Genomic DNA, 24,141 nt, shown 5'->3' with positions numbered 1-24,141 from the left:
CTGTCTCATTCAGGTTGAGCGATTCAGATAATAGTCTAAAAATCTTTGTTCCGCATTTGGGTTATGTGAAACAAGAATAAGATGGAATTCCTTATCATATTTCATGAACTCCGCATAGCGATCATTCTCGATCGGCGCTTTCTGCAAAGCAAGTGATTTCTTTAACTGTCCAATTAGATAGCTGCTGATCGACATTACTTTTTCTATATTACTCACTCACAGTAAAAGGCACAGACTTTTAAGTAAGCCTGTGCCTTTTTGGGTGGTTAAAGCCTTACCATCCAGCCAAACGGATCTTCCTTTCTGCCATATTGGATGTCAGTCAAGTGATCATAAAATTCCTGTGCGATTTCGCCCGGCTGGTTGTCATTAACAATATAATCCGTGCCGTGGATATTCAGTATACCGACAGGAGAGACTACCACTGCAGTGCCTGCACCGAATACTTCAGTGATTCTCCCGCTGTTGAGATCATTCGCCAATTCATCGATGTGAATCTCTTCTTCTTTTACGGTGTATCCTTTGTATTCGGCGAGTTCAATAATGGATTTACGCGTGATGCCGGGCAGGATGGAGCCGTTCAGTTCAGGGGTGACAAGTTCCCCGTCCCTGACGAAGAAGATGTTCATACTGCCGACTTCTTCGACATATTTCTGATTCACACCGTCAAGCCACAATACCTGTTCATAGCCGAGTTCATTCGCTTTCTTTTGCGCCAGCAGACTGGCGGCATAGTTGCCGCTCACTTTGGCAAAGCCGACGCCGCCGCGTACTGAACGGACGAAGTCATCTTCTACATAAATGCTTGTCGGACTCAATTGGGCACCGTAGTAGCTGGAAACCGGTGAAAGAATGATATTGAACTGATAGGTTCTGGAAGGTCTGACACCCAGGAATGGTTCATCTGCAAATACGAATGGCCGGACATAGAGTGATTGACCTTCGCCATCGGGCACCCAGTTCCTTTCCAGTTTCAGGAGTTCATAAAGCGCGTTGAGTGCATTTTCTTCATTGATTTCAGGCATGGAGAGGCGAGCAAGTGACTGGTTCATGCGCTTGAAGTTCTCATCGGGTCTGAACAGGAGGACCTCGTCTCCCTGTTTGTAAGCTTTCAATCCTTCAAATACGGACTGGCCATAGTGAATAGCCTGACAGCTTGGGGACAGCTCCAAATTCTGGTAAGGGATGATGGAAGGTTCCTGCCATCCATGTTCCGGTGAGTATTTATTGGTAAACATATAATCTGTAAATACCGTGCCAAATGAAACGGTGGATACATCTGGTTTTTCTTTCAACTGGTTAGCTTTTTCGATTTGTAGTGTTTGAGACATGGCAAATCCCTCCTGTATGAATATTTTAACATTTTTTAAAAGATAATTTCCTGCAATTGCACGGAACTGGGTTCTACTTCAATGGATATTCAGCATACCCGTTCAATTAAAATTGTTTACATCTTAACAATTATGCAGGGTAAAAGTCAATATATTTTCTGACAATTATGATTTCAATTATGTTACGGACGTAACAATAAAAATTAATACATAAAATTTAAACTAATATTCATTATCATTGTAGAGGAGAATATTTAATGAAAAACATAATTTATCCGCAGTTGTCACCTTACACGTATACACCTTACTTTTGGTCAGATCAATATGAAAATCGTTTTCAATATTTCGGACATGCCAAGACATGGACTCAAATTATCCAGCGCGGATCGATGGAATCAAATGCATTCACTTATTTTTATTTGGATAATCAAAATATTATTCAGGCAGCTTTCATTTCTAATCAGGCAAAAAACGCTTTGCCTGTTAGAAAAATGATTAAGCAACAAATACCTATAGCTCCAAAAGATCTAGCAGATGAATCTATACCATTGAAAAAATTACAGCGATCCTTAGCATAAATATATGCTTGAATACAAGTCTTTTTCGAATGCTAAAGGATATCCTTTTAACGGACACAATAGCTCACAATACTATTTATAGAAAGGATGGTAATAAAGACAATGACCTTATTTTCAAAAAAATGGATTGTTATTGTAAATGTTAGTGTGATATTGATTTTAGCTGGTTGTCAAAATGAGGCCAGTGAGGCTGAAAGTAATAATACAGATGAGGCAAACAGTAATAACGTAGCTGACATTGAAGAGATTGTAGGTATTGATCCAGGATCTGGAACAATGGATATCGCTGAAAATGCCGTTGAGGGTTATGACTTGGATCTTGATTTAACACCAAGTTCTGAAGGACCCATGTTGGCAACTTTAGATGAAGCCATTAAAAATGAAGAACCGATTGTTGTGACACTTTGGCAGCCACACTGGGCATTTGAAGAATATGATTTGAAATTCTTAGACGACCCCCAAGGACATTTAGGTGAATCCGAAAAAATCCATACATTAGTAAGAGAAGGTCTTGAGGACGAAAAGAATTCTGCTTATGAATTTCTGGACAACTTTAAATGGAAGCCAGAAGACATGAATAAAATTCTATCAGAAACTAAAGATGATGACGTTGAAGCAAGTGAAGTAGCTAAAAAGTGGGTTGAAAACAATCGGGATAAAGTTGACGATTGGAAAGAGGGTATTGCCCCAGTAGAAGATGAGACTGTAGAGTTAGCCTATGTTAATTGGTCGTCAGCAGCCGCTTCAATAAATGTTGTTAAGATCGCTCTTGAAGAATTAGGTTACGATGTTGAATTGAATATGGTTGATATGGGCATTGCATGGCAGTCTCTTGCTGATGGTAGCATTGATGGCATGTTAATGGCCTGGCTCCCTTCAGGCTCGGATGCCTATTATAAGGAATATAAAGATGAAATTGTAGATTTAGGCCCTAATTTAGAAGGAGCACGACAAGGATTTGTTGTTCCAGAATACATGGATATTGACAGCATAGAAGAATTACCAACCAAATAAATGATTATTAGAACTACCCGGGTTAGATGATCTGGGTAGTTTTTGTTAGGGTCCCTGTCACCATCCGAATTTTGTCGTTCCCCGTTCAAACATGCATGATATTGGCGTTCCACGTTTATGATTCAATTTTTAAACAAAGAAAAACCGCACGAAGCAGATTCAAGAGCACGCAACGGAAATGAAGAGTTAAATACGACGTAAAAATATGGCATAATGAATCAATAAGGGAAATACAGTATTTCAAATGCTGTATTTTCTTTACATAGTATGAGAAATGCCTGGAATGGGGATGCTTGGAATGGCAGCGAATGATGGAGGGTCAAATAAAATCAGTATGGCAAGTGTCGCTGTTTTTCTATCTGCCACTGTACTTTTTCTGGCAGTGATAATCCTCCTGCCAGAAGGTATCGGATGGTCTGAGAGGAGCACCATTGCCATTATGCTGTATGGCTTGATTCTCTGGGCGTTTGCCCCCATACCGCTGGACCTGACGTCTGTGATCGTTCTGGTCCTGCTGATGGTATTAAGACCGGTGGAAATCGAAGTGATTCTGAGCGGTTTTGCGTCTCCGGCTGTTTTTCTGATCATCGGCGGCATGATGATGGCCATTGGTGTAAATAGTACGCCGCTGGTGAGGCGGATGACTTATGCCCTGCTGTCATCTATGGGAAGGTCTGCGAAAGGCATTTACACAGGTCTGGTCCTCCTGATGCAGGTTCAGGCTTTTTTCATTCCGGCGACCGCAGTCAGAGCTTCGCTGATGATGCCGGTGATTTCCAATATAATAGAAGAAACGGGTGTCAGTAAGGACTCAAATTTTAATAAGCTGCTCTATATCGGCACGGCTTTCGCCGTAAATATCAGCGGAGTGGCTGTACTGACGGCTGCCATTGGTAATATACTGACGATAGAAATTTTAAGATTGTACGTTGATGAATCGGTCTCCTACCTGCAATGGTTTATATATGCTGCCCCGATGTGGCTGCTTTTTACAGTAGTCATCATGTATATTGTCTGGAAATGTTATACACCGGAAGTATCTTCTTTTGAAAATCTCCATCAGAAAATGAAGAAAAAGAATCGCGAGATTGGTAAAATAAGTGTGGATGAGAAGAAATGCATCGTCATTTTAATTGTTACGATCATCATTTGGCTCACTGAATCATGGCACGGTTATCATCCCACATTCGGTGCGCTCCTGGCAGCAGTGCTGATGGGGCTGCCGGTTACCGGTTTTGTTGAATGGCAGAAAATGCTGAATATCAATTTTGGCATGGTGCTTCTGATCGGGGCAACGCTGTCTCTCGGCTATTCATTGATCGAATCAGGCGCCATTGATCTGCTCGAACTGCTGGTGTCGCCTCAGATCGTCGTTGATATATTCAGTAACCCGTGGCTGGCCATTCCGATCATCATCATCCTTTCCCATGTCTACCATCTGGGTGTAACGAATGTGTCAACGGCTGTTATCACACTGCTGCCTGTTTTGATCAGCCTGTCGGTTCAGTCCGGACTTGATCCAGTGGTCATGTCAGTGGCGTCTGCCATTACCATGCTATTGGGCTTTTTACTCGTCGTTGAAACCATGCCCAATGTAGTCGTGCACAGTACGGGAAGAGTGAGTCAGAAAGATTTTATGCTGCCGGGAATCCTGTCGACAATTGCCAGTATCATCATCATGATTGCCGTGGCATTCACTTATTGGCGATGGATCGGATTCTGGCCGTAGAAAGAAGGGTGGAGGAAACTAATGAAAAAGATACAGTTAGCTGCAGTGCCCGGGGACGGAATTGGCAATGAAGTCGTTCCGGAAGCATTGAGAGTGCTGGATACGATCGCCGGTATACATGGCGGGCTGAAATTTGAGTATGAACATTTCGATTATGGCTGTGATTATTATTTGAAGCATGGAGTAATGATGGCAGAAGACGGCCTGGAACGTCTCGGTCAGTCTGACAGCGTATTTCTGGGGGCTGTCGGCGATGATTCCAAAGTGCCGGATCATATTTCTTTGTGGGGATTACTCCTTAAAATCAGGCGGGAGTTCCAGTTGGAAATCAATATGCGGCCGGCAAAAGTGTTCAGGGGCATCCAATCACCGCTCCATTCCCCTAAAGACTTTGACATCCTGGTTGTCCGTGAGAACAGTGAGGGGGAATACAGTTCTGTCGGCGGCAGGATGTTTCAGGGTGATGATGAAATCGCTATACAGAACAATGTGTTCTCCAGACGGGCAACCAGCCAGGCAATGAAACATGCCTTCCGAGTGGCCGGATCCAGGCGGGGGCATGTGACAAGTGCGACAAAATCCAATGGCATTTTTCATTCCATGCCGTTTTGGGATGAAATCTTTAAGGAAACAGCGGCTGAATATCCGGATATCAAGACAGCTTCCCAGCATATCGATGCTTTGGCGGCGATGTTTGTCACCCATCCGGAACGCTTTGATACAATCGTTGCCAGTAATTTGTTTGGAGATATTTTGACAGATATCGGCGCAGGTCTCATGGGAAGTATCGGCATTGCGCCTTCAGCCAATCTGAACCTGAACGGCAGACATCCGTCGATGTTTGAACCTGTCCATGGTTCGGCGCCGGATATTGCCGGTAAAAATATGGCGAATCCGATCGGCCAGATATGGACGGCGAAAATGATGCTTGATCATCATGGGGAAACCCAAATGGGGGATCATCTCCTTCAAACAATGGAAAGTGTCACTGCCGACGGTATTCTGACCCCTGACATCGGCGGCAGGCATACAACGAGAGAAGTGACGGATGAGATTGTACAAAGGCTCCAAAAGTGAAATATGCATTATGTAAGGCGTAACCATTGGACTCAGGTTACGCCTTTTTCGTTGCTCTCGCCTAATTCATAAAGCGTTCCGACATCATCATGAATTCCTGTTTTAATTGGTTGAACCATTTGCTGACAAATGGTTTATCCGTGTTTTTAAGCATGCTGACATACATCGGCTGTGAAATGTTCAAATGGTTCAGACTGTGCACCGTAAATTTAGGGTAATTATATAAAAGCTGTTTGGCTTCGTCGTTGGTCAACACGGCGACGTGATTATGATGCATGAGCAGGTGCTGGATGATGGATATGTCATTGTAGTTATAGACGCGGCTGTTTTTAAATGTCTGATTCATATCTATGATGGGCTCAAGTGTTGCGATTGGAAATTCTTCCAGCTCACTTAAAGTCGCCTGCACCGGCAGGTTGATCTTTTCACTTTCCCGGAATACGTAATAGAAATTCTGTTCAAATAGAAGTGTGCTTCTTAATTGATCGCTGTGCATTTTACGGGTGGAAACCGCAATATCAAGCGTCTGATCAAAGAGCTTTCCTTCCAGTTCGTTTTCTTCAGCAGTCTGTATGGAAAAGTCCAATGTATCCGCCTGCCTCAGAAATTGCTGGAAGGATTGCAGTAATTTCGCAGTCATATCACTTCTTGTGATATGTATATTGAATGTATTTTCTTTCTTATCCGCTTTGCCTGTAATCTTTTCCTTTGTCCGATCGACAATTTCAAGGATCTGTACGGCATCTTCGTAAAAATCCTCACCTTCAGCCGTCAATTTTATATTTCTGCCTTCCCTTTTGAATAACTGAATTCCCAAATCATTTTCCAGCAGATTAATTTGTCTGGACAGTGCGGATTGTGCGACATTCAGTGCCAGAGATGCCTCTGTCATATGCTCCTGCCGGGCAGTTTCTACGAAATAAATCAACTGCTTAATTTCCATTGAATCACCGCCGATCTAATTCTGATATGAATATTATATCATTGATATATTGATTGTATAGATGAATATATGGATAATATTGAATTACATAATTATTCAGAAAAAGAGGTGACTCACTATGAGTTTGTATCAATCAATCAGACAAAAAGGTCTGTATGATTCCAAAAATGAACATGACGCCTGTGGCATCGGTTTCTACGCCAACATGGATAATAAGCGTTCCAGAGACATCGTTTTAAAATCTCTCGAAATGCTCGAACGGCTGGATCACCGCGGGGGTATTGGTTCTGATGGGGTGACAGGTGATGGTGCTGGTATTATGACAGAAATCCCTCACGCATTGTTCAAGGCGGAACTCTCCGTCAGCCTTCCTGAATTTGGTCAGTACTCTGCAGGCATGTATTTGATTGACTCAGATGCCTCTTTGGAATTATTCAAAACGATTGTTGAAGAGACGGTGAATGATTCAGGGCAGGACGTACTGGCGTTCCGCCATGTGCCGGTCGATGAACAGGCAATCGCAGAAAACGTGAGAGAAACGATGCCTCAGTTCATGCAGGTGCTTACGGACTGTCATGATGCATTGGATCTTTATTATATGAGAAAGATGATCGAGCAGAATCTGGATGATGAAAATGTCGGCCATTATGTGACCTCATTTTCCAATGAAACGATTGTATATAAAGGCTGGCTGCGTTCAGAACAGATCCGGACGTTCTATCTGGATTTGAGTGACGACAGGTATGTATCGAAATTCGGTTCAGTGCATTCGAGATTCAGCACGAACACTTTTCCGAGCTGGGCAAGGGCGCATCCGAACCGCCTGCTCATGCATAATGGTGAAATCAATACGATCAAAGGGAATATCAATTGGATGAAGGCGCGTACGAAGCAATGGCTGACGGATGTCTATGGTGAAAAGGGAGAGAAAATCATCAGCATCATTGATGAAGCGGGCAGTGATTCAGCCCTTGTTGATAATGTCATGGAATTCATGAGTCTGGTCATGCCTCCTGAGCAGGCAGCCATGATCATGATCCCCGAACCGTGGAAATATCAGGACTATGATAATCCGGTGATCAGGGATTTCTATGAATATTACAGTTATCTGATGGAGCCTTGGGACGGCCCGACCATGATCAGCTTCTGTGATAATCATAAGCTCGGTGCGCTGACGGACAGGAACGGTCTGAGGCCAGGACGTTATTATGTAACGGATGAAAATGAAATTATCTATTCATCCGAAGTCGGCGTTGTTGATGTGGACGAGAAGGAAGTTGCGTTTAAAGGACAGCTCAGTCCGGGTAAGCTGCTGCTTGTGGACTTTGATGCATCCAGGATTATTGAGAATGATGAATTGAAACATGGCATCGCAACTGAAAAACCATACAGTGAGTGGATGGATCAAAAACGGAATGAATCGGTGTCTATCCCAGGGCTTCACAGGAACGAATTGGATACAGAGACCCTCCACAATGTGCTGGTCCGTTTCGGATATACAAAAGAAGATATCGAAAAGTATATGGAACCGTTGACCAGCCAGGCGAAAGATCCGATTGGCGCGATGGGCTTCGATCAGCCGCTTGCCTTTCTGTCAGACCGTCCGAAACTGTTGTTTGATTATTTTAAACAGCACTTTGCGCAGGTGACAAATCCGCCGCTCGATTCTTATCGGGAAAAGATTGTGACGAGCGAAACAGTATATCTCGGCGGCGAAGGACATCTGATCAAGCCGGATTTCACTGCATTGAAAAGGGTTCAGCTAGAGCGCCCGGTCATCGATCACCGGACTTTGGAACGTGAAGACGTCAAAGCATTGAATATTACCGGTCTGGACATTACCTATCAGGGTGAATTGAAAAAAGCGCTGGACAGGATTACAGCAGAAGCGGTCAGGAAAGCGGATGAGTATGGCGTCATCGTACTCAGTGACGACAAGGTCACCTCGAATGATTCGTTTTATACGATACCGTCACTGCTTGCTGTCAGTGCGGTCCACCAGGCGCTGATTGAAAATGAAAAACGCATGCAGACAAGCATCATCATCAAAACAGCAGAAGTCAGGGAAGTTCATCATGTGGCAACACTCGTCGGTTTCGGCGCAAATGCGGTCATGCCGTATATTGCCCAGGAAACATTGGTCGCACTCCACGAAGGGGATACTAAAATAATATCCGCTTATAATAAGGCGCTGACCGAAGGTCTGATCAAAGTGATGGCCAAGATGGGCATTTCAACGGTCCAGAGCTATCACGGGGCCCAGGTTTTTGAAGCCGTGGGGATCGGTAAATCCGTGATGGAAAAGTATTTCGGCCAGGCGACTTCGAAAATCGGCGGATTATCGCTTGAAGATATAGATGCAAACAACAAGAGGCAGCAGGACATGAGACTTGAGTATCTCGAATCGGGCAGCAGGTTCCAGTGGAGACTCCAGGGTGACTACCATGTGGTGAATCCCGAGTCAATCAGACTGCTGCAGCAGGCATGCCGTACGAACGACCCGCAAGCGTATGATGAATATAAAAACCATATGCAGGAAAGTCATCATTCAAGTATCAGGCATCTGCTTAAATTTAAAAATCGGAGATCCATTCCCGTCGATCAGGTTGAACCGAAAGAGCACATCGTCAAACGGTTTAAAACCGGTGCGATGAGCTTTGGTTCATTATCTCAGGAAGCCCACCAGACACTGGCTGAAGCCATGAATATGATTGGTGGAAAAAGCAACAGCGGCGAGGGCGGGGAACACCCTGACCGTTTCACACCTCAAGAAGACGGAACGAACTACAACAGCGCCATCAAACAGGTCGCTTCCGGAAGGTTTGGGGTGCATAGCGAGTATCTGAACAGTGCCAAAGAAATCCAGATCAAAGTGGCACAGGGGGCGAAGCCCGGGGAAGGCGGCCAGCTGCCGGGACAGAAGGTTTATCCATGGGTGGCTGAAATTAGGAACTCGACACCAGGAGTCGGCCTGATTTCACCGCCGCCGCATCACGATATTTATTCGATCGAGGATCTGGCGCAGCTGATTCATGACCTTAAAAATGCCAATAAGGATGCAAATATTTCGGTGAAACTGGTCGCTAAAGAAGGTGTTGGGACAATTGCTGCCGGCGTAGCCAAAGCCTATGCGGATAAGATTGTCATCAGCGGGTATGACGGCGGTACCGGTGCATCACCGCTGACAAGCATTCAGCATGCCGGGCTCCCGTTTGAACTTGGATTGACCGAAGCCCATCAGACACTTCAGTTGAATGGCTTACGGTCGAGAGTGACACTTGAGACTGACGGTAAGCTGATGACGGGGAGAGATGTCGCCGTTGCCTGTGCACTTGGCGCTGAAGAGTTTGCGTTTGCCACGGCACCGCTCGTGGTGCTCGGATGTATCATGATGCGTGCATGTCACAAAGATACATGCCCGGTGGGGATCGCTACCCAGAACGGGGACCTCAGAAAACTGTATGAGGGCAAAGCCGAACACGTTGTAAATTTCATGCATTTCATCGCGGAAGACATCAGGGAAATACTTGCGGAACTCGGCTTGAAATCTATGGATGAACTGGTCGGCGCCGTGGAACATCTTGAAGTGGATGAAGCGAAAGTCAGCCAGCATCAGATGGGTGAACTTGATCTGTCGCCGATTCTTACAATGATTGAAGGGGACAGGAAAAAAGAACAGGGGCAGAAACACCCGTTTGAATGGTCTCTGGATGAATCGGCGCTATTGCCTGACTTTAATGAAAAGGTGGAAATGGGAGAAAGACATGAAGCTGCCTATCATATAACCAACAGACACAGGAATATCGGTACGAGACTGGGCAGCAGAATTACAAAGACACATGGCATGAGTATGCTGGACCATGGTCACTATAAAGTGAATACTTTTGGGCATGGCGGTCAGAGTTTCGGTGCGTTTATCCCGCAGGGTCTGACCCTTCATCATACAGGGGATTTGAATGATTATGTCGGTAAAGGGATCTCGGGCGGACGTGTCATTGTACAGTCTCCCAATGTGAATCGCAGTCATGAGATCATCGTCGGTAACGTCTGTCTCTATGGGGCGATCAGTGGCCAGGTATTTATCAACGGCGTCGCCGGTGAGCGTTTTGGCGTCAGAAACTCAGGTGCAGAAGTTGTGGTTGAAGGGATCGGAGATCATGGCCTTGAGTACATGACAGGCGGGAGAGTCGTCGTATTAGGGGACATCGGTAAAAACTTTGCGGCAGGTATGAGCGGAGGCATCGCTTATATCATCAATGAAAAATCGCTCATTGAGAATCAAGTGAACATGAACAGCGAAATGATTGAAGTGGGCAAAGTTGTGGATGAGGAGGAATTGGAACAGGTCAAACATTTGTTATACGGCCATTCCTATTTCACTGACAGTGGTAAAGCACGTGCGACAATTAAAAAATTGGAGTCGGATGCACTTGAAATCGTCAAAGTAATACCGACTGAATACAGAAAGATGCAGCAGAGGATCAATCATGGTCTGAATGCCAGTCAGACGCGGGAAGAAGCGGAATTAAAAGCATTCTATAATGATATGACTGTCGACGAAACTGAGCTTGATAAGATGAATATTTACTAGAAAGGAGCACTGCCATATGGGAGAATTCAAAGGTTTTCTGAAATATGACCGTAAAAAACAAAGTGAAGAGGATCTGGAATCCAGAATTGAAAACTATGACGCATTCCAGCATCGTTTCTGTAATGATGATGCCAGCGAACAGGGTGCGCGTTGTATGGATTGTGGCACACCGTTTTGCCAGACAGGCACCGGTGTCGGCAAAGAAACCGTCGGGTGCCCGATCGGTAACTATATTCCTGAATGGAATGATCTTGTCTCCAAAGGTCAGTTTAAAGAAGCGTTTGAGCGTCTGGCTGAAACAAACAACTTTCCCGAGTTTACAGGCGCGGTCTGTCCCGCACCCTGTGAGTCCTCCTGTGTGTTATCGATCAACAGCGATCCGGTAGCTATCAAAGGCATTGAGCGCACGATCATCGATGAGGCATATAAGGAGGACTGGGTGAAGCCAAGGACACCGAACCATCGTCTCGGTACACGTATTGCGATTATCGGCAGCGGTCCGGCCGGTCTGACAGCAGCTGATGAGATGAATGCCTGGGGCCATAAAGTCGATGTATACGAACGTGATATGAAGCCGGGCGGCTTGCTGCGTTACGGTATTCCGAACATGAAGCTGGATAAAGAAGTCGTGGAACGCAGAGTGTCTCTGATGGAAGATGCCGGGGTCCGCTTCCATTGCGGTATCAATGCCGGTGTGGATCTGACATATGAAGCTTTGGATGAAAAATATGATGCTGTCATCGTGGCGACTGGTGCAAGGAAACAGCGTGACTTGAAGCTGGAAGGCCGCCAGAGCCGTGATATCCAATTCGCAATGGATTATTTGACCGAGCAGATAAAGTATCAGTTCGATGAAATTGATGCGCCATCCATTTCTGCAAAGGATAAACAGGTCGTCGTCATCGGCGGCGGAGATACCGGAGCTGATTGTGTTGCAATGGCACTCAGGGAAGACTGTAAGTCTGTATTCCAGTTCAACAAGTATGACAGGCTGCCTGATGCAGTAAAAGGCAATCCGTTCTGGCCGCTTGAAAAGAAAGAGTTCAAACTCGATTATGCCCATGCTGAATATGAAAAGAAATTTGGTGTGGAACCAAGAACCTATGGGGTTCAGACAATGGGGTATGATGTAGATTTCCTCGGTGACTTAAAAGGATTGAACACCCAGGTATTGGGGGAAGAATCACTGAATGGGCTGAGCGTTGAAGATCAGGAAAGGTATTTTAAAGCGGATCTCGTCCTCCTTTCAATTGGCTTTGAAGGTGTGGAGAGTGAACTGCCAAAAGCATTCGGGCTTCAGATGGATAACAATAAGATAGCTGCTGCAGAAGATGACTACAGGACCAGCCGTCAAAAAGTATTCGCAGCAGGTGATTCGAGACGCGGACAGAGCCTTGTGGTCTGGGCGATCAAAGAAGGCCGCGGGGTCGCTAAAGCAGCGCACAAATTTGCAGTACAGAACAAGATGTTTTATAAAAGTTCCTGATAAATTCAAAGAAGCGGGGGATCACAGCGGTTCCCCGTTTGTTTTTGATCCTATGTCCATCATGAGAGGTATGGTAATATGGATATAACGTAAAAAATTGCGCGCGTTGACACAGAACGGGTGATAGAGATGGGCTTTAAAAGCAGATATATAAATTTTTCAATGCACCTGCTTATAATTATTGGCATCATACTTTTTGCGGTCATTGCTCCAGAAACCGTCCTTCAGGCGTTTAATCCGGAGCAGGAACGCACAGTGCTGCTGCTTCTCATTGCCATATATCTTTGGACATTCTCAAAAATACCCGCGGGGGCTGCAGGCATACTTTTACTCCTGATGATCATAATATTGAATCTGACAGACTCGGTGGAGGATGCAATGGCCGGGTTCCTTTCTTCTGCCCTCTACTTCATACTGATCCTTTCCTTATTGAGCGGAGTGATCGTTAAAACGAATGCGGACAAGCTGATATCCGGCAAACTGTTAAAGTTGAAAAATATCAGCCCTAAGAAAATCATTTTGATACTTCCGGTGTTAGTGTCAATACTGCCTGTACTTATGCCTTCTGCGTTTGCCAGACTGAAAACAGTACTCCCTTTTGTGGACAGTCTGAATGATGCCTTTGCCCTCCCTGAGCAAAGCATGTTCAAGAAATACGCCATGTACGTCGTGGGTTTCGTCAATCAGAACAGTACCATGATCGTCTATACAGGCGGGGGCTATCCGGTGCTGGCAGCCCAGTTGTTAAATGATTACGGTGTGGCGAACCTGGGCTGGCTGGAATGGTTCCTAATCATCGCACCGCCGCTGTGGTGTGCCCTGATCATTACGAGTATATTTTCCTGGTACTATTTGAAATTTTCATATCCATCAGAAAACGAGGCGGATTTTGGTGATTCCGCCCGGGCAGTACAGAATGATTATCATGAATATCAGCCGACGAAAACGTTTTGGTTTGTGATCATTACATTTGGCCTCATGGTATCTGCATGGGTTTTTACAGACCCTGAAAGGGTGCCGGTGCTTTTACCTCCAATGATTCTGCTCGTACTTTACTCGATACCGGGTATCAGCCTGATTACCAACGATGATATCCGAGCGTTTAACTGGGAAAATTTCCTGATGATAGGGGCCGCTTTGTCTGTGGGTATAATTATGGATCAGAATGGTACTGCTCAGGTAATCGCCGAGCAGCTGATCCGGATTATTCCTGAAAATGCAAATACTCTGGTTAACATCATAATTGTTACGTTCACCGTATTTTTATTCAGAATGATTTTCATCGTACCGACATCTGCGGTGATCGTAATTTTCCCCGTCATGATTTCATATGCGGATATGACGGGGGTGCCGGCACTTGTCCTGGCATTTATCGTCATCATGATGATCGGCGGTACAAATATTCTTCCGATTCATTCTCCTACATTATATTTTACATTCAAGGAAGGGGTGCTGACTAAAAAGGACCATTATACTATGGCAGTCTTTTCAAGTTTCACATTCTTCATTGTATCCATTCTTGCCGCATATCTATATTGGGTATGGTGGGCTTAGACTGGCGTCAGACAGGGGGGATCTCTAAAATTTTCGGGAGATAAAAAGCGTGATATGATATGATTCACGTAGGTGTGAATCATATCATATTTTATAGTCTGGGGAATGATTGGATGGCAAAAGAACGTCTGTGGACGAAAGATTTTATCTTCGTTTTTATCTTTAATTTCTTAATCATGCTGGCAATGTTTCTGCTGATGGTAACGATCAGTGGTTATGCAGTCGAAGCATTCGGGATTTCCACCAGTCTGGCCGGGCTCGTTTCCGGCATTTTCATCGTCGGTTCATTGGCAGGAAGAGTGCTGACAGGGCATCAGCTGAATCTGATCGGTGCCAGAAAAATCATGTATATCGGTACTGTGATGTTCATCGTTACATACGGTCTGTACTTTGTGGCCGACAATCTGGCGCTGCTGCTGATCGTCCGTTTTTTTAATGGTCTCTCAAACGGGGTCGCTACAACTGCAGTCGGGACAATCGCGGCACTTTCACTGCCACAGGCAAGAAGGGGCGAAGGGATCAGTTATTTCAGTCTGAGTTTCGTTATTGCAACCGCACTTGGTCCGTTTATGGGGTTCTTTCTTTTGCAGTATATCGAATATCAGATACTCTTTTTAATCGTTTTCATCCTCGTATCGATGGGAGGGGTGCTCACTTTATTCGTTAAAACGGATAATGAAACTGTCGATCTTGAAAAGGAGCCAAAGCCAAAATTTGAATGGATCGATAAAAAAGCCATGCCTATTGGTCTGGTCGTACTCATTATATGTATGGCCTATTCAACAGTGCTGTCATTTATGACATTGTTTTCTGAAGCACAGAATCTGGTTGAGGCGTCATCATACTTCTTCCTTGTATATGCCATCGTCATATTGCTGAGCCGCCCCATTACCGGACGGATCATGGACCAGAAAGGTGCGAATGTCGTCATGTATCCGGCGTTCATCGTACTTGCTATCGGTTATCTTATGCTGGGACTGACAAGTACAGGGTTCATGCTGCTGCTTTCAGGCGTGTTAATCGGGTTTGGATATGGGAACTTCCAGTCCATATCCCAGGCACTATGCATCAAACTTGCAGACGCAAAAAACGTCGGGCTTGCAACATCGACATATTTCATCTCACTCGATTTCGGCCTCGGTGTCGGTTCCTATGTATTGGGGACACTCGTGCCGCTGCTCGGTTACAGTGGTCTGTACAGTTCAATGTTCATCCTTGTCACCATAGGCGGTGTCATCTATTTCCTCGTCTATGGCAGATATGAATCCAACAGGGTATAAAGTAAAAAAACAGCGGATCAATACTTGATCCGCTGTTTTTTACATCAGGATTTTTGCAGTTTCTTCTCAGCAGGCTGACAATAATTTTCAGCCCATTTTTGCAGTTCATTCATAAACGGTCTTAAAGCTTCGCCTTTTTCAGTAAGCATATATTCTATTCTTACCGGAGTTTCCGGAAAAACTTCCCTTTTAACGATTCCTTCATGTTCAAGCGTCTTCAGTCTTTCAGAAAGCACACGGCCACTTACTCCCATGGACGATTCGAGGTTACAGAAACGTTGCGGTCCATCCATCAGCTGATAGAGGATCAGACCAGTCCATCTCTGGCCGAGAATTCCCATGGCATTTTCAAATTTTGGACAGATTGAATAATCCATGTAATCACTCCCTACGAGTATTATATACCCCCCTGCAGGAAATTTACAAATTAAATATATTGTCTCATAAAAATTATTTGAAGATAATTATTCAGATAAAATAAGAATAACTTATATAATATTATAATAATGATAGATTTTAGTTATTTTAAAACTTGTGATAAAGTAAATGGTAAGAATGAGTATTTGAAAATTCAGTTAAATTTGCAATCGAATAAAGAAAGGGATGGAGAATGCATGAACAACAAACAAAAGATAAAAAACCAATTTGGTCAAAGCGCTGAATATTATGTTAACAGTGAAATACACCGCCATGGAGGAGATTTGGATACACTGATGGATATGGCAGCCACAAAGGGAACAGAAAGCGTTCTCGACGCAGCCACAGGCAGCGGACATACAGCCAACGCCATCTCCCCGCTTGTTCATAAGGTGACAGCGATGGATCTAACTCCGGAAATGTTACGTTCTGCTGAAAAATTTATAAAAGAAAACGCACGCTCCAATGTGGAGTTTGTTGAAGGTGATGCTGAAAGAATGCCTTTTCAAGAGGAATCTTTTGATATTGTCACCTGCCGGATTGCACCACATCATTTCTCTAACATTGAAGATTTTGTACAAGAAGTGTATCGTGTCCTGAAACCTGGCGGTCGTTTCCTATTGGATGATAATGTTGCACCTGAAGACGATGAATTGGACCATTTTTATAACAAGGTGGAGAGAATGAGAGATTACAGTCATTTTCGGGCATGGAAGAAGACAGAATGGCTGCGTATGCTGGAACTAAACGGGTTTGATATTCAGGAATTACACCGTTTTGATAAACGATTTGAATTTGAGGACTGGTGCGATCGAATGCATTTATCAGTTGCAGAGAAAAATAATTTGAATCATTTGTTGACTGACGCTGCAGAAAAGATCAAACAGAAATTCCAGATTCAATCCGAGAACGATAGAATTAAATCATTCCAGGGAGAAGCTTTATTATTAAGCTGTGTTAAATGTAATCGGGAGGGTATTTGATGACAACTAAATCTCAATTTGACGTAGTAATAGCAGGGACAGGAAATGCCGCACTCAGCGCAGCCATTTCGGCCAGCGAACAGGGTGCAGGGGTTTTGATGCTTGAAAAGGGGCCGAAGTCAAAACGCGGGGGCAATTCGTTTTTTACCGACGGGGCGATCCGATTTGCCTATAATGATATTGAAGGGATAAAAAATGTGGTCGACGGCTTTAATGCAGAGGATGCCAGGAGTATAGAGGTGCCTGAATATAAGCATGCACATTTCCATAATGATCTGATGAAAGTGACGCAAGGGAAAAGTAATCCCGAGTTAGCTGAGCATTTGATTTCTAATTCCTGCGACACAATACAATGGATGAAAAAACAGGGTGTATCCTTTGTGATGAATGAGAATCAGTATTTTGAAAAAGAGGGCAAAAAGATTTTCTGGGGCGGCCTCCCCGTCAAGACGGAGCGAAAAGGGATTGGTCTGGTAGAAGCTTTATTTGCTAAAGCGGAAGAAAAGGGTGTGGAAATATGGTATGAAGCGCCCGGAGTCAGACTGGAACAGACAGATGACAGGATAACGGGAATTATTGTTAACAAAGATGACCAAGAAACACTGGTGAAATGTAAATCAGTAATTCTTGCCTGCGGTGGTTTTGAGGCAAATAAGGAAAAACGGATGAAACATCTGGGGGATGAATGGGAAAATGCGATTGTCAGAGGCAGTGAGTATAACACAGGTGACGGCATCCGGATGGCAGCAGAAGCCGGTGCTGCTCAGGCGGGACAATATGATGGATGTCATGCACATACGACCGATTTTAATGCGCCAAAAGTCGGAGATTACAGCAAACCCGGTGATATATATAAGAAATCGTCTTATCCGGTCGGTTTAATTGTCAATCAGGAAGGCCGGAGATTCGTGGATGAGGGAGCGGATTTCCGCAATTATACCTACGCAAAATACGGCAAAGAAACCTTGAAACAGACGAACCACAAAGCTTTTCAATTATATGACAGTAAAGTCCGTCCAATGCTCCGCAAAGAATATGAACTGGAGGAAGCAACAGTCATCAAGGCAGATTCTTTAGATGAACTGGCAGTGAAAATGGAAGTTGATAAATCCAACTTTTTAGAAACTATTGAAAACTATAATCATGCTGTCCAAGATGGAGAATATAATCCGAGTATTAAGGATGGGAAGTCCACTAAAGGTGTGTCTCCGGAAAAAACAAACTGGGCATTGAAATTCGATGAGGCGCCTTTTTATGCCTATCCGGTCACATGCGGCATCACGTTTACATTCGGGGCGATAAAATCCAACAATCGTGCAGAAGCCCTGGACACTTCTGGAGAAGCTGTAAAAGGTCTATATGTGGCCGGTGAAATGGTCGGGGAGTTGTTCTATCATAACTATCCGGGCGGTTCCGGTTTAATGTCAGGTTCAGTATTTGGCAGGACTGCCGGTATTTCTGCTGCAGAATACATTCATTCGATGGCAGCAATAGAATAAGTGATGGATTGACAAACTCCTGGGATTTTCCAGGAGTTTTTATTTTTTTGTTTAAAATGATTGATTTATCACAATGAAAACGTATACAATAAGGGTAATATAGTTAAGATGTAAAATATATAAAGGTGGCTGAGTGAATGGATCATGGGACTATCAATATTCTGGAATATGATATAAATAATTACTTGAGTAGACTTCAATACAGTACATCATCGCATTTTAGTTTGAACCGAGGTTTGAAGGATGCTCAAAAACCGATGCGGTATAAAGGGGTTTCCATCGGTGCTTTTGATGTTGAAGCTTCTGATATTTGCGAACACACACTTAAAAAGCTGGAACGGAAGAAGGTTAAGATTATATACCTTCCGGATCAGAGAAGCAGCGATGGGCTGGCTGACCATGCCGGTGAATCTGATGAAGCGCTGGAATTGGTCATGAAAAACATAGAAGCATATGAAGCACATCGCTTTGATTATATCATCAACTCGACTGATGGGAGCGGTGTGACCCTGAAAGATTATTATAAGCTGTTTGTCCCTGGTACCGTCTGGTACGATCGTGCCCAAAAATTTTCAGACAGGGTTATAGAAGGTTCAGAAATTATGACAATGATAGATTGAGAATTGTTCCGGCTGGATTATGGATATTAGTCTATTTTCTTTACATCAGTGACTGGCAGCGGTTTTTTAATGTATACTGATGAAGAATACAGCATCTGAAGGATGATATTGATTGGTTACGATTGAAAAAGCTTTAAACAATAATGTCGTCATCGGCCGGGATGAATTTGAAGAGGTCGTCCTGATCGGCCGGGGCATTGGCTTTGGTAAAAATCAAGGGGATACGATTGACAGTGTAGATGCGGAAAAGATATACAAACTGGAAGGTCAGCAGGATACAAGCCGTTATCAGACGCTTTTAACCATGGCGGATGAAATGCTGTTCCAGTCGACACTGGAAGCGATTGAACTGATTGATGATATGACTTCTGCGAAAATCAACAACCGGATACTCCTTTCCCTGACGGATCACCTTCTGTTTTCTATGAAGCGGATGGAGGAAGGGATGGATATTGCCAATCCGTTTGTGAATGAAACCAAAGCATTGTACCCGAAAGAATATAGAATAGCAGAAGCGGTCGTGGACATGTTTGATCAGAAATATGGCATGAGACTGCCTGAGGCGGAGGTCGGTTTTATCGCACTTCATGTGCACTCTTCCATATACAACCGGTCATTGACGGATATGAATCGATTATCTGAAGTGGTCCACCAGGCGATTACCATGATTGAACATGGACTTGATACCACAGTGGATCAGACCACAATACAATATGACAGGTTCGTCAGACACATCAGTTTTTGTGTGCAGCGTGTCATGAATGGGGAAAGCATGCCGGTCCAGGAACACTTCGATGCGATGTTGAAAGCGGAATATCCGGTGTGCTATAATATAGCAGTGAAAATCATGAAGATGATACAGAATAAATTGCAAAGAAAAGTCTATGACTCTGAAGTCGTATATCTAACTATGCATATACAACATTTCAAATATTATTCTGAATAGACGTGTTACCGCAAGGGCATGAGTTTATAGGAATGGTTTATTTAACTATCCCTGTATACTTATGCCCTTTTTTTCTGTGGATTCTTTCAAACTTAGGAGGATAAATATTATGTTCAAGAAGCTTTTTGGACAGCTTCAGCGTATTGGTAAGGCGCTTATGCTGCCAGTTGCGATTCTGCCTGCAGCGGGTCTGATGCTGGGGATCGGTACTGCGATGCAGACGGATGTAATGATCAATTTGATGCCATTCCTTGAAATGGGCTGGCTTGTAGCATTATCAAACATGCTTGTAGCTGCCGGCGGTATTGTATTCGATAACCTGGCACTGCTGTTTGCACTTGGGGTTGCGGTTGGCCTGGCGAGCGGGGATGGCGTGGCAGCCATCGCAGCATTTGTCGGTTACATGATTATGAATGTCACCCTGGGACAGGTTGCAGGCGTAACTTCTGAAATGGCGGCGGATGATCCCGCTTATGCAACCGTATTGGGTGTGGACACAATACAGACAGGTGTTTTCGGTGGTATCATCATTGGTATTCTGGCCGCCTGGGCTTATAACAGATATTACAATATCAGCCTGCCGGACTTTCTCGGGTTCTTCTCAGGTAAACGGTTTGTGCCGATAGTGACTGCAGTGTTTTCATTCGTTATCGGTCTGGCAATGTTCGTCATCTGGCCGCCGATCCAGACAGGATTGAATGAAGTCTCATTATGGCTGATGGAAGAAAATACCGCGCTTGGCGTATTCCTGTTTGGAACAATCAAGCGGCTGCTGATTCCGTTCGGGCTGCATCATATTTTCCATGCGCCATTCTGGTTCGAATTTGGTACGTATACAGATGCTGCAGGAAATATTATACGCGGTGACTTGAACATCTTTTTCGCACAGCTGCGGGATGGTGTCGAACTGACCGCAGGCAACTTCATGCAGGGTGAATTTCCCGTCATGATGTTCGGTCTTCCTGCAGCAGCGCTCGCAATGTATCATGCAGCGCGGCCTGAACATAAAAAGTATGTTGCAGGTATCATGGCATCCGGGGCACTGACAAGTTTCCTGACAGGGATTACAGAACCGCTCGAATTCTCATTCCTGTTTGTGGCACCGATCCTTTATGTCGTGCACGCACTGCTTGACGGCTTGAGTTTTTTAATCCTTTTCTTCCTGGACCTGAATTTAGGTTATACATTCTCAGGCGGATTTATCGACTTCTTTATGTTCGGCATTCTGCAAAACCGTACCGAATGGTGGTGGGTACTCATCGTTGGCGCAGTGTACGCGGTGATCTACTATGCAGTGTTCCGTACATTAATTAAGATGATGGATCTGAAAACACCCGGGCGTGAAGCGGCGTCTTCAGAAGCATCCGGCGCGTCCGTGCAGGAACTCCCGTTCAATGTGCTGAACGCAATGGGCGGACAGGGAAATATCAAACATCTTGATGCATGCATCACCCGCCTGCGTGTTGAAGTTCAGGATACATCGACAGTAGATGAAGCGGAGTTGAAGGCACTGGGGGCAACCGGTGTGATGAAGGTCGGCAGTAACATGCAGGCAATATTTGGTACAAAATCCGACCAGATCAAAAATGATATGCAGCAGATCATCGACGGTAATATCACTTCGTCAGAAGAAACAACAGTGACGGAAGCGTCTGATGCTGAGGATACAGAGGCAGTACAGACGATGCCGGAAGGCAGCAAGGATATATACGCACCAGTTGAAGGTGAAGCAGTGGATCTCTCAGAAGTACCTGATCAGGTATTTAGTGAAAAAATGATGGGTGACGGCATCGCCATCAAACCGGAAAATGGTATTGTGAAGGCGCCCTTTGATGGGGAAGTTGTCACAGACTTTCCAACGAAGCATGCACTCGGTCTGACGAACGACAGCGGACTTGAGTTACTGGTCCATTTCGGCCTGGATACAGTCAACCTTAAAGGGGAAGGTTTTGATCTGAAAGTCGCAGCCGGAGACACGTTCAAAAAAGGTGATGTTCTGATGGAAGTGGATTTGGAGTATATCAGGGAAAATGCCCAAAGTGACATTACGCCCATTATCATCACTGGCCCGGCAGGTACTGAGGTTGCTGCCAGTGAGAAAGGTAAAGTAACAAACGAAGATATTATCATTAACATAAAATAGTGATTGTTGTATAAGAGCGGCCGGATTTTAAATGATCCGGTCCTCTTTTTATTGTGTGAACCATCATATTTGTATACGATTAATAGAGAGAAAATTCTATCAATAAAGAAGGAAGGGTAAACAATGATTGAATTTCCAAAACCGACGGTGGAACAGTTTTTCACGTCGTATAACATCGGCAGTATCAGCGCGACCCCTGATGGTGAGAAGGTGTTCTTCAGCACGAACCTGAACGGTAAGGTGAACATTTGGGCGATGGATACGAACGACCGGTTTCCCTATCTGTTTGCGGAGAAGAATGAATCCACGAATTTTGTACAACATGATCCAAACGGACGATTTGTACTGGCAGGCTATGATCATGACGGGGATGAGAATTATCAGATCTATGCGATCGCGCCTGAAGGCGGCATCCCACAGCCGCTCATCACAGGTCAGCCGGATGAAAAATACTATTTTGCGAAGCTGTCAAAAGACGGCACCAGAATCTATTACAATACTTCAAAAGACAATGAGCAATATCTGAACTCATGTGTCTATGATCTTGAGACCGGTGAACATGAAATTATTCATGAAGGTGAGGAGAGTGCAACGTTCATCAGTGATGTATCTCCGGATGAAAAATCAGCTGCCTATATAAAACTTTTAGCGAACACTTATGCACTGGGCATAGTTCAAAGAAATGGAGAAATGCATCACATTACACCTGAAAAGGAAAAGGTACATACGGTGTTCAATATTTGTTTTGTCAGTAATGATGAAGTCTGGTTTGATACCAATTATGACAGTGAGTACGCTTATCTTGCCAAGTATAATCTCACAGAAAAGAAGTTCACCAAGGTAATGGATTTTGGAGAAGAGTCGATTACCGATATCGAGTTCAATCAGGATACCAGCAAACTGTACATTGTTACGGAAAAAGGGGTAGTGGATCACTTATACCACTATAATCTGAAGTCGCATACATCTGAACAGATCCCCACACCGTTTGATAATATTGGTGCAATTGTCCCTGTTAGTAATGGGGAGGTGTTTATACTCGGCGGCAGTGCCAACGAACCGTTCAATATCTGGAGATATACAGCGAGCAGATTTTTAAAGCTTACTAAAAACCAGGTGCTTGGTGTCACAGCAGAGCAGATGGTCGATCCTGAAACAATTACGTATCAGTCGTTTGATGGCCTGGAGATAGAAGCCCTGCTGTTTCGGGCAAAAGAAAGAAATCGCAATGGCTATACCATATTTTGGCCGCATGGCGGCCCTCAGGCGGCTGAACGCAAATTTTACCGGGCAATGTTCCAGATGCTGTTGAACCGAGGTTACAATATATTCTGTCCCAATTTCAGAGGCAGCACCGGTTATGGGGCAAGTTTTGTAAAATTGGTCGAGCAGGACTGGGGAGAGGGCCCACGGCTTGATAATGTAGAAGCCATCAAATGGCTGTTTGGTCAGGGCATCGCTTCTGAGGAAACGCTGTTCCTGGTCGGAGGCAGTTACGGCGGATATATGGCCTTGCTGCTTCACGGCAGACATCCCGAATACTTCAAAGCAGTCGTGGATATCTTTGGTGTATCGGATCTTTTCTCATTCTATGATACGGTGCCTGAACATTGGAAACCCATCATGGAGCGCTGGGTCGGGGATCCTGTCCGCGATAAGGAGAAATTTGAAAGAGATACCCCGACCACCTATCTGGACAGTATGACAAAACCAATGCTCGTCATACAGGGGGCAAAAGATCCACGCGTGGTTAAAAGTGAGTCCGATCAGATTGTGGAGAAGTTAAGGGGAGAGGGCCGGACAGTTGAATATCTCGTACTCGAAGATGAAGGCCACGGTTTCTCCAAGAAATCAAATGAGATAAAAGTGTATAAAACCATGCTGGGTTTCCTGCAAAAACATCAATAACGGATACGATTTCATAGCTCTGGGAACAGGGCTTTTTTTATA

At 44.5% G+C, this 24,141-nt stretch carries 18 protein-coding genes; 14 read left to right on the top strand and 4 right to left on the bottom strand.

Features of this window, described 5'->3' with window-relative positions; translation table 11 throughout:
• Positions 1–9: 9 nt before the first annotated feature.
• Both G343_RS0106630 and G343_RS0106625 read right to left on the bottom strand, forming a co-directional pair.
• Positions 10–216, bottom strand: coding sequence for a hypothetical protein (locus G343_RS0106630; protein ID WP_156823582.1), 207 nt, complete (start codon positions 214–216; stop codon positions 10–12).
• 50 nt (positions 217–266) lie between these two features.
• On the bottom strand, positions 267–1,331 hold the full coding sequence (locus G343_RS0106625; protein WP_020007341.1) for a branched-chain amino acid aminotransferase: 1,065 nt from the start codon (positions 1,329–1,331) through the stop codon (positions 267–269).
• Between the two features lie 257 nt (positions 1,332–1,588).
• Between G343_RS0106625 and G343_RS0106620 the strand changes: the two genes are divergently transcribed.
• The 4 genes from G343_RS0106620 (at position 1,589) to G343_RS0106605 (ending at position 5,729) form a co-directional block, all read left to right on the top strand.
• Complete coding sequence (locus tag G343_RS0106620; RefSeq protein WP_020007340.1) at positions 1,589–1,909, top strand: oxidoreductase C-terminal domain-containing protein; 321 nt, start codon at positions 1,589–1,591, stop codon at positions 1,907–1,909.
• A gap of 102 nt (positions 1,910–2,011) precedes the next feature.
• Positions 2,012–2,923, top strand: coding sequence for a glycine betaine ABC transporter substrate-binding protein (locus G343_RS0106615; RefSeq protein WP_020007339.1), 912 nt, complete (start codon positions 2,012–2,014; stop codon positions 2,921–2,923).
• Between the two features lie 298 nt (positions 2,924–3,221).
• Complete coding sequence (locus G343_RS0106610; protein WP_020007338.1) at positions 3,222–4,652, top strand: SLC13 family permease; 1,431 nt, start codon at positions 3,222–3,224, stop codon at positions 4,650–4,652.
• Positions 4,653–4,673: 21 nt separating this feature from the next.
• A complete protein-coding gene (locus G343_RS0106605) occupies positions 4,674–5,729 on the top strand; it encodes a tartrate dehydrogenase (protein WP_020007337.1) in 1,056 nt (351 codons plus the stop codon).
• Positions 5,730–5,790: 61 nt separating this feature from the next.
• Here G343_RS0106605 and G343_RS0106600 read toward each other — a convergent pair whose 3' ends face one another.
• Positions 5,791–6,672 carry a LysR family transcriptional regulator gene (locus G343_RS0106600; protein ID WP_020007336.1) on the bottom strand — a complete coding sequence of 294 codons (882 nt, stop codon included), beginning with the start codon at positions 6,670–6,672 and terminating at the stop codon, positions 5,791–5,793.
• 118 nt (positions 6,673–6,790) lie between these two features.
• Between G343_RS0106600 and gltB the strand changes: the two genes are divergently transcribed.
• From gltB to G343_RS0106580, 4 genes are all read left to right on the top strand, one after another.
• Positions 6,791–11,263, top strand: a complete 4,473-nt coding sequence (gltB, locus tag G343_RS0106595) for a glutamate synthase large subunit (protein ID WP_020007335.1) — start codon at positions 6,791–6,793, stop codon at positions 11,261–11,263.
• A 16-nt stretch (positions 11,264–11,279) separates the two neighbouring features.
• Entirely contained in the window at positions 11,280–12,749 is a 1,470-nt protein-coding gene (locus tag G343_RS0106590) for a glutamate synthase subunit beta (RefSeq protein ID WP_020007334.1), read from the top strand.
• 129 nt (positions 12,750–12,878) lie between these two features.
• On the top strand, positions 12,879–14,303 hold the full coding sequence (locus tag G343_RS0106585) for an SLC13 family permease (protein WP_020007333.1): 1,425 nt from the start codon (positions 12,879–12,881) through the stop codon (positions 14,301–14,303).
• A gap of 113 nt (positions 14,304–14,416) precedes the next feature.
• Positions 14,417–15,583 carry an MFS transporter gene (locus G343_RS0106580; RefSeq protein WP_020007332.1) on the top strand — a complete coding sequence of 389 codons (1,167 nt, stop codon included), beginning with the start codon at positions 14,417–14,419 and terminating at the stop codon, positions 15,581–15,583.
• A gap of 44 nt (positions 15,584–15,627) precedes the next feature.
• Here the strand turns inward: G343_RS0106580 and G343_RS0106575 are convergent, their stop codons facing one another.
• Positions 15,628–15,960: a winged helix-turn-helix transcriptional regulator gene (locus G343_RS0106575; RefSeq protein WP_020007331.1), complete on the bottom strand. Its 333-nt coding sequence runs from the start codon at positions 15,958–15,960 to the stop codon at positions 15,628–15,630.
• 237 nt (positions 15,961–16,197) lie between these two features.
• Between G343_RS0106575 and G343_RS0106570 the strand changes: the two genes are divergently transcribed.
• From G343_RS0106570 to G343_RS0106545, 6 genes are all read left to right on the top strand, one after another.
• Positions 16,198–16,983 carry a class I SAM-dependent methyltransferase gene (locus tag G343_RS0106570; protein WP_020007330.1) on the top strand — a complete coding sequence of 262 codons (786 nt, stop codon included), beginning with the start codon at positions 16,198–16,200 and terminating at the stop codon, positions 16,981–16,983.
• A complete protein-coding gene (gene tcuA / locus G343_RS0106565) occupies positions 16,983–18,482 on the top strand; it encodes an FAD-dependent tricarballylate dehydrogenase TcuA (RefSeq protein ID WP_020007329.1) in 1,500 nt (499 codons plus the stop codon). Before G343_RS0106570 ends, tcuA begins: the two co-directional genes overlap by 1 nt.
• Positions 18,483–18,619: 137 nt before the next feature.
• Entirely contained in the window at positions 18,620–19,102 is a 483-nt protein-coding gene (locus tag G343_RS0106560) for a (Fe-S)-binding protein (RefSeq protein ID WP_020007328.1), read from the top strand.
• Between the two features lie 112 nt (positions 19,103–19,214).
• The gene (gene glcT / locus G343_RS0106555) at positions 19,215–20,048 is read left to right on the top strand and encodes a glucose PTS transporter transcription antiterminator GlcT (RefSeq protein ID WP_020007327.1); all 834 of its coding nucleotides are present in this window, start codon (positions 19,215–19,217) and stop codon (positions 20,046–20,048) included.
• A gap of 109 nt (positions 20,049–20,157) precedes the next feature.
• Positions 20,158–22,191, top strand: coding sequence for a glucose-specific PTS transporter subunit IIBC (ptsG, locus tag G343_RS0106550; protein WP_020007326.1), 2,034 nt, complete (start codon positions 20,158–20,160; stop codon positions 22,189–22,191).
• Between the two features lie 123 nt (positions 22,192–22,314).
• On the top strand, positions 22,315–24,099 hold the full coding sequence (locus G343_RS0106545) for a S9 family peptidase (RefSeq protein ID WP_020007325.1): 1,785 nt from the start codon (positions 22,315–22,317) through the stop codon (positions 24,097–24,099).
• Positions 24,100–24,141: the final 42 nt, after the last annotated feature.

The sequence above is a fragment of the Salinicoccus albus DSM 19776 genome (assembly GCF_000385175.1).
Classification (GTDB): Bacteria; Bacillota; Bacilli; order Staphylococcales; family Salinicoccaceae; genus Salinicoccus; species Salinicoccus albus.
This window is presented reverse-complemented; position numbering and strand designations above follow the sequence as displayed.

Bases quoted from the DNA above. Each gene is read 5' to 3' on its own strand.
- G343_RS0106590 (WP_020007334.1), top strand. From the start codon at position 11,280: ATGGGAGAATTCAAAGGTTTTCTGAAATATGACCGTAAAAAACAAAGT.
- G343_RS0106610 (WP_020007338.1), top strand. From the start codon at position 3,222: ATGGCAGCGAATGATGGAGGGTCAAATAAAATCAGTATGGCAAGTGTC.
- G343_RS0106580 (WP_020007332.1), top strand. From the start codon at position 14,417: ATGGCAAAAGAACGTCTGTGGACGAAAGATTTTATCTTCGTTTTTATC.
- G343_RS0106570 (WP_020007330.1), top strand. From the start codon at position 16,198: ATGAACAACAAACAAAAGATAAAAAACCAATTTGGTCAAAGCGCTGAA.
- G343_RS0106585 (WP_020007333.1), top strand. From the start codon at position 12,879: ATGGGCTTTAAAAGCAGATATATAAATTTTTCAATGCACCTGCTTATA.
- G343_RS0106605 (WP_020007337.1), top strand. From the start codon at position 4,674: ATGAAAAAGATACAGTTAGCTGCAGTGCCCGGGGACGGAATTGGCAAT.
- G343_RS0106600 (WP_020007336.1), bottom strand. From the start codon at position 6,672: ATGGAAATTAAGCAGTTGATTTATTTCGTAGAAACTGCCCGGCAGGAG.
- ptsG (WP_020007326.1), top strand. From the start codon at position 20,158: ATGTTCAAGAAGCTTTTTGGACAGCTTCAGCGTATTGGTAAGGCGCTT.
- gltB (WP_020007335.1), top strand. From the start codon at position 6,791: ATGAGTTTGTATCAATCAATCAGACAAAAAGGTCTGTATGATTCCAAA.
- G343_RS0106620 (WP_020007340.1), top strand. From the start codon at position 1,589: ATGAAAAACATAATTTATCCGCAGTTGTCACCTTACACGTATACACCT.
- G343_RS0106575 (WP_020007331.1), bottom strand. From the start codon at position 15,960: ATGGATTATTCAATCTGTCCAAAATTTGAAAATGCCATGGGAATTCTC.
- G343_RS0106625 (WP_020007341.1), bottom strand. From the start codon at position 1,331: ATGTCTCAAACACTACAAATCGAAAAAGCTAACCAGTTGAAAGAAAAA.
- G343_RS0106560 (WP_020007328.1), top strand. From the start codon at position 18,620: ATGGATCATGGGACTATCAATATTCTGGAATATGATATAAATAATTAC.
- G343_RS0106615 (WP_020007339.1), top strand. From the start codon at position 2,012: ATGACCTTATTTTCAAAAAAATGGATTGTTATTGTAAATGTTAGTGTG.
- tcuA (WP_020007329.1), top strand. From the start codon at position 16,983: ATGACAACTAAATCTCAATTTGACGTAGTAATAGCAGGGACAGGAAAT.
- G343_RS0106545 (WP_020007325.1), top strand. From the start codon at position 22,315: ATGATTGAATTTCCAAAACCGACGGTGGAACAGTTTTTCACGTCGTAT.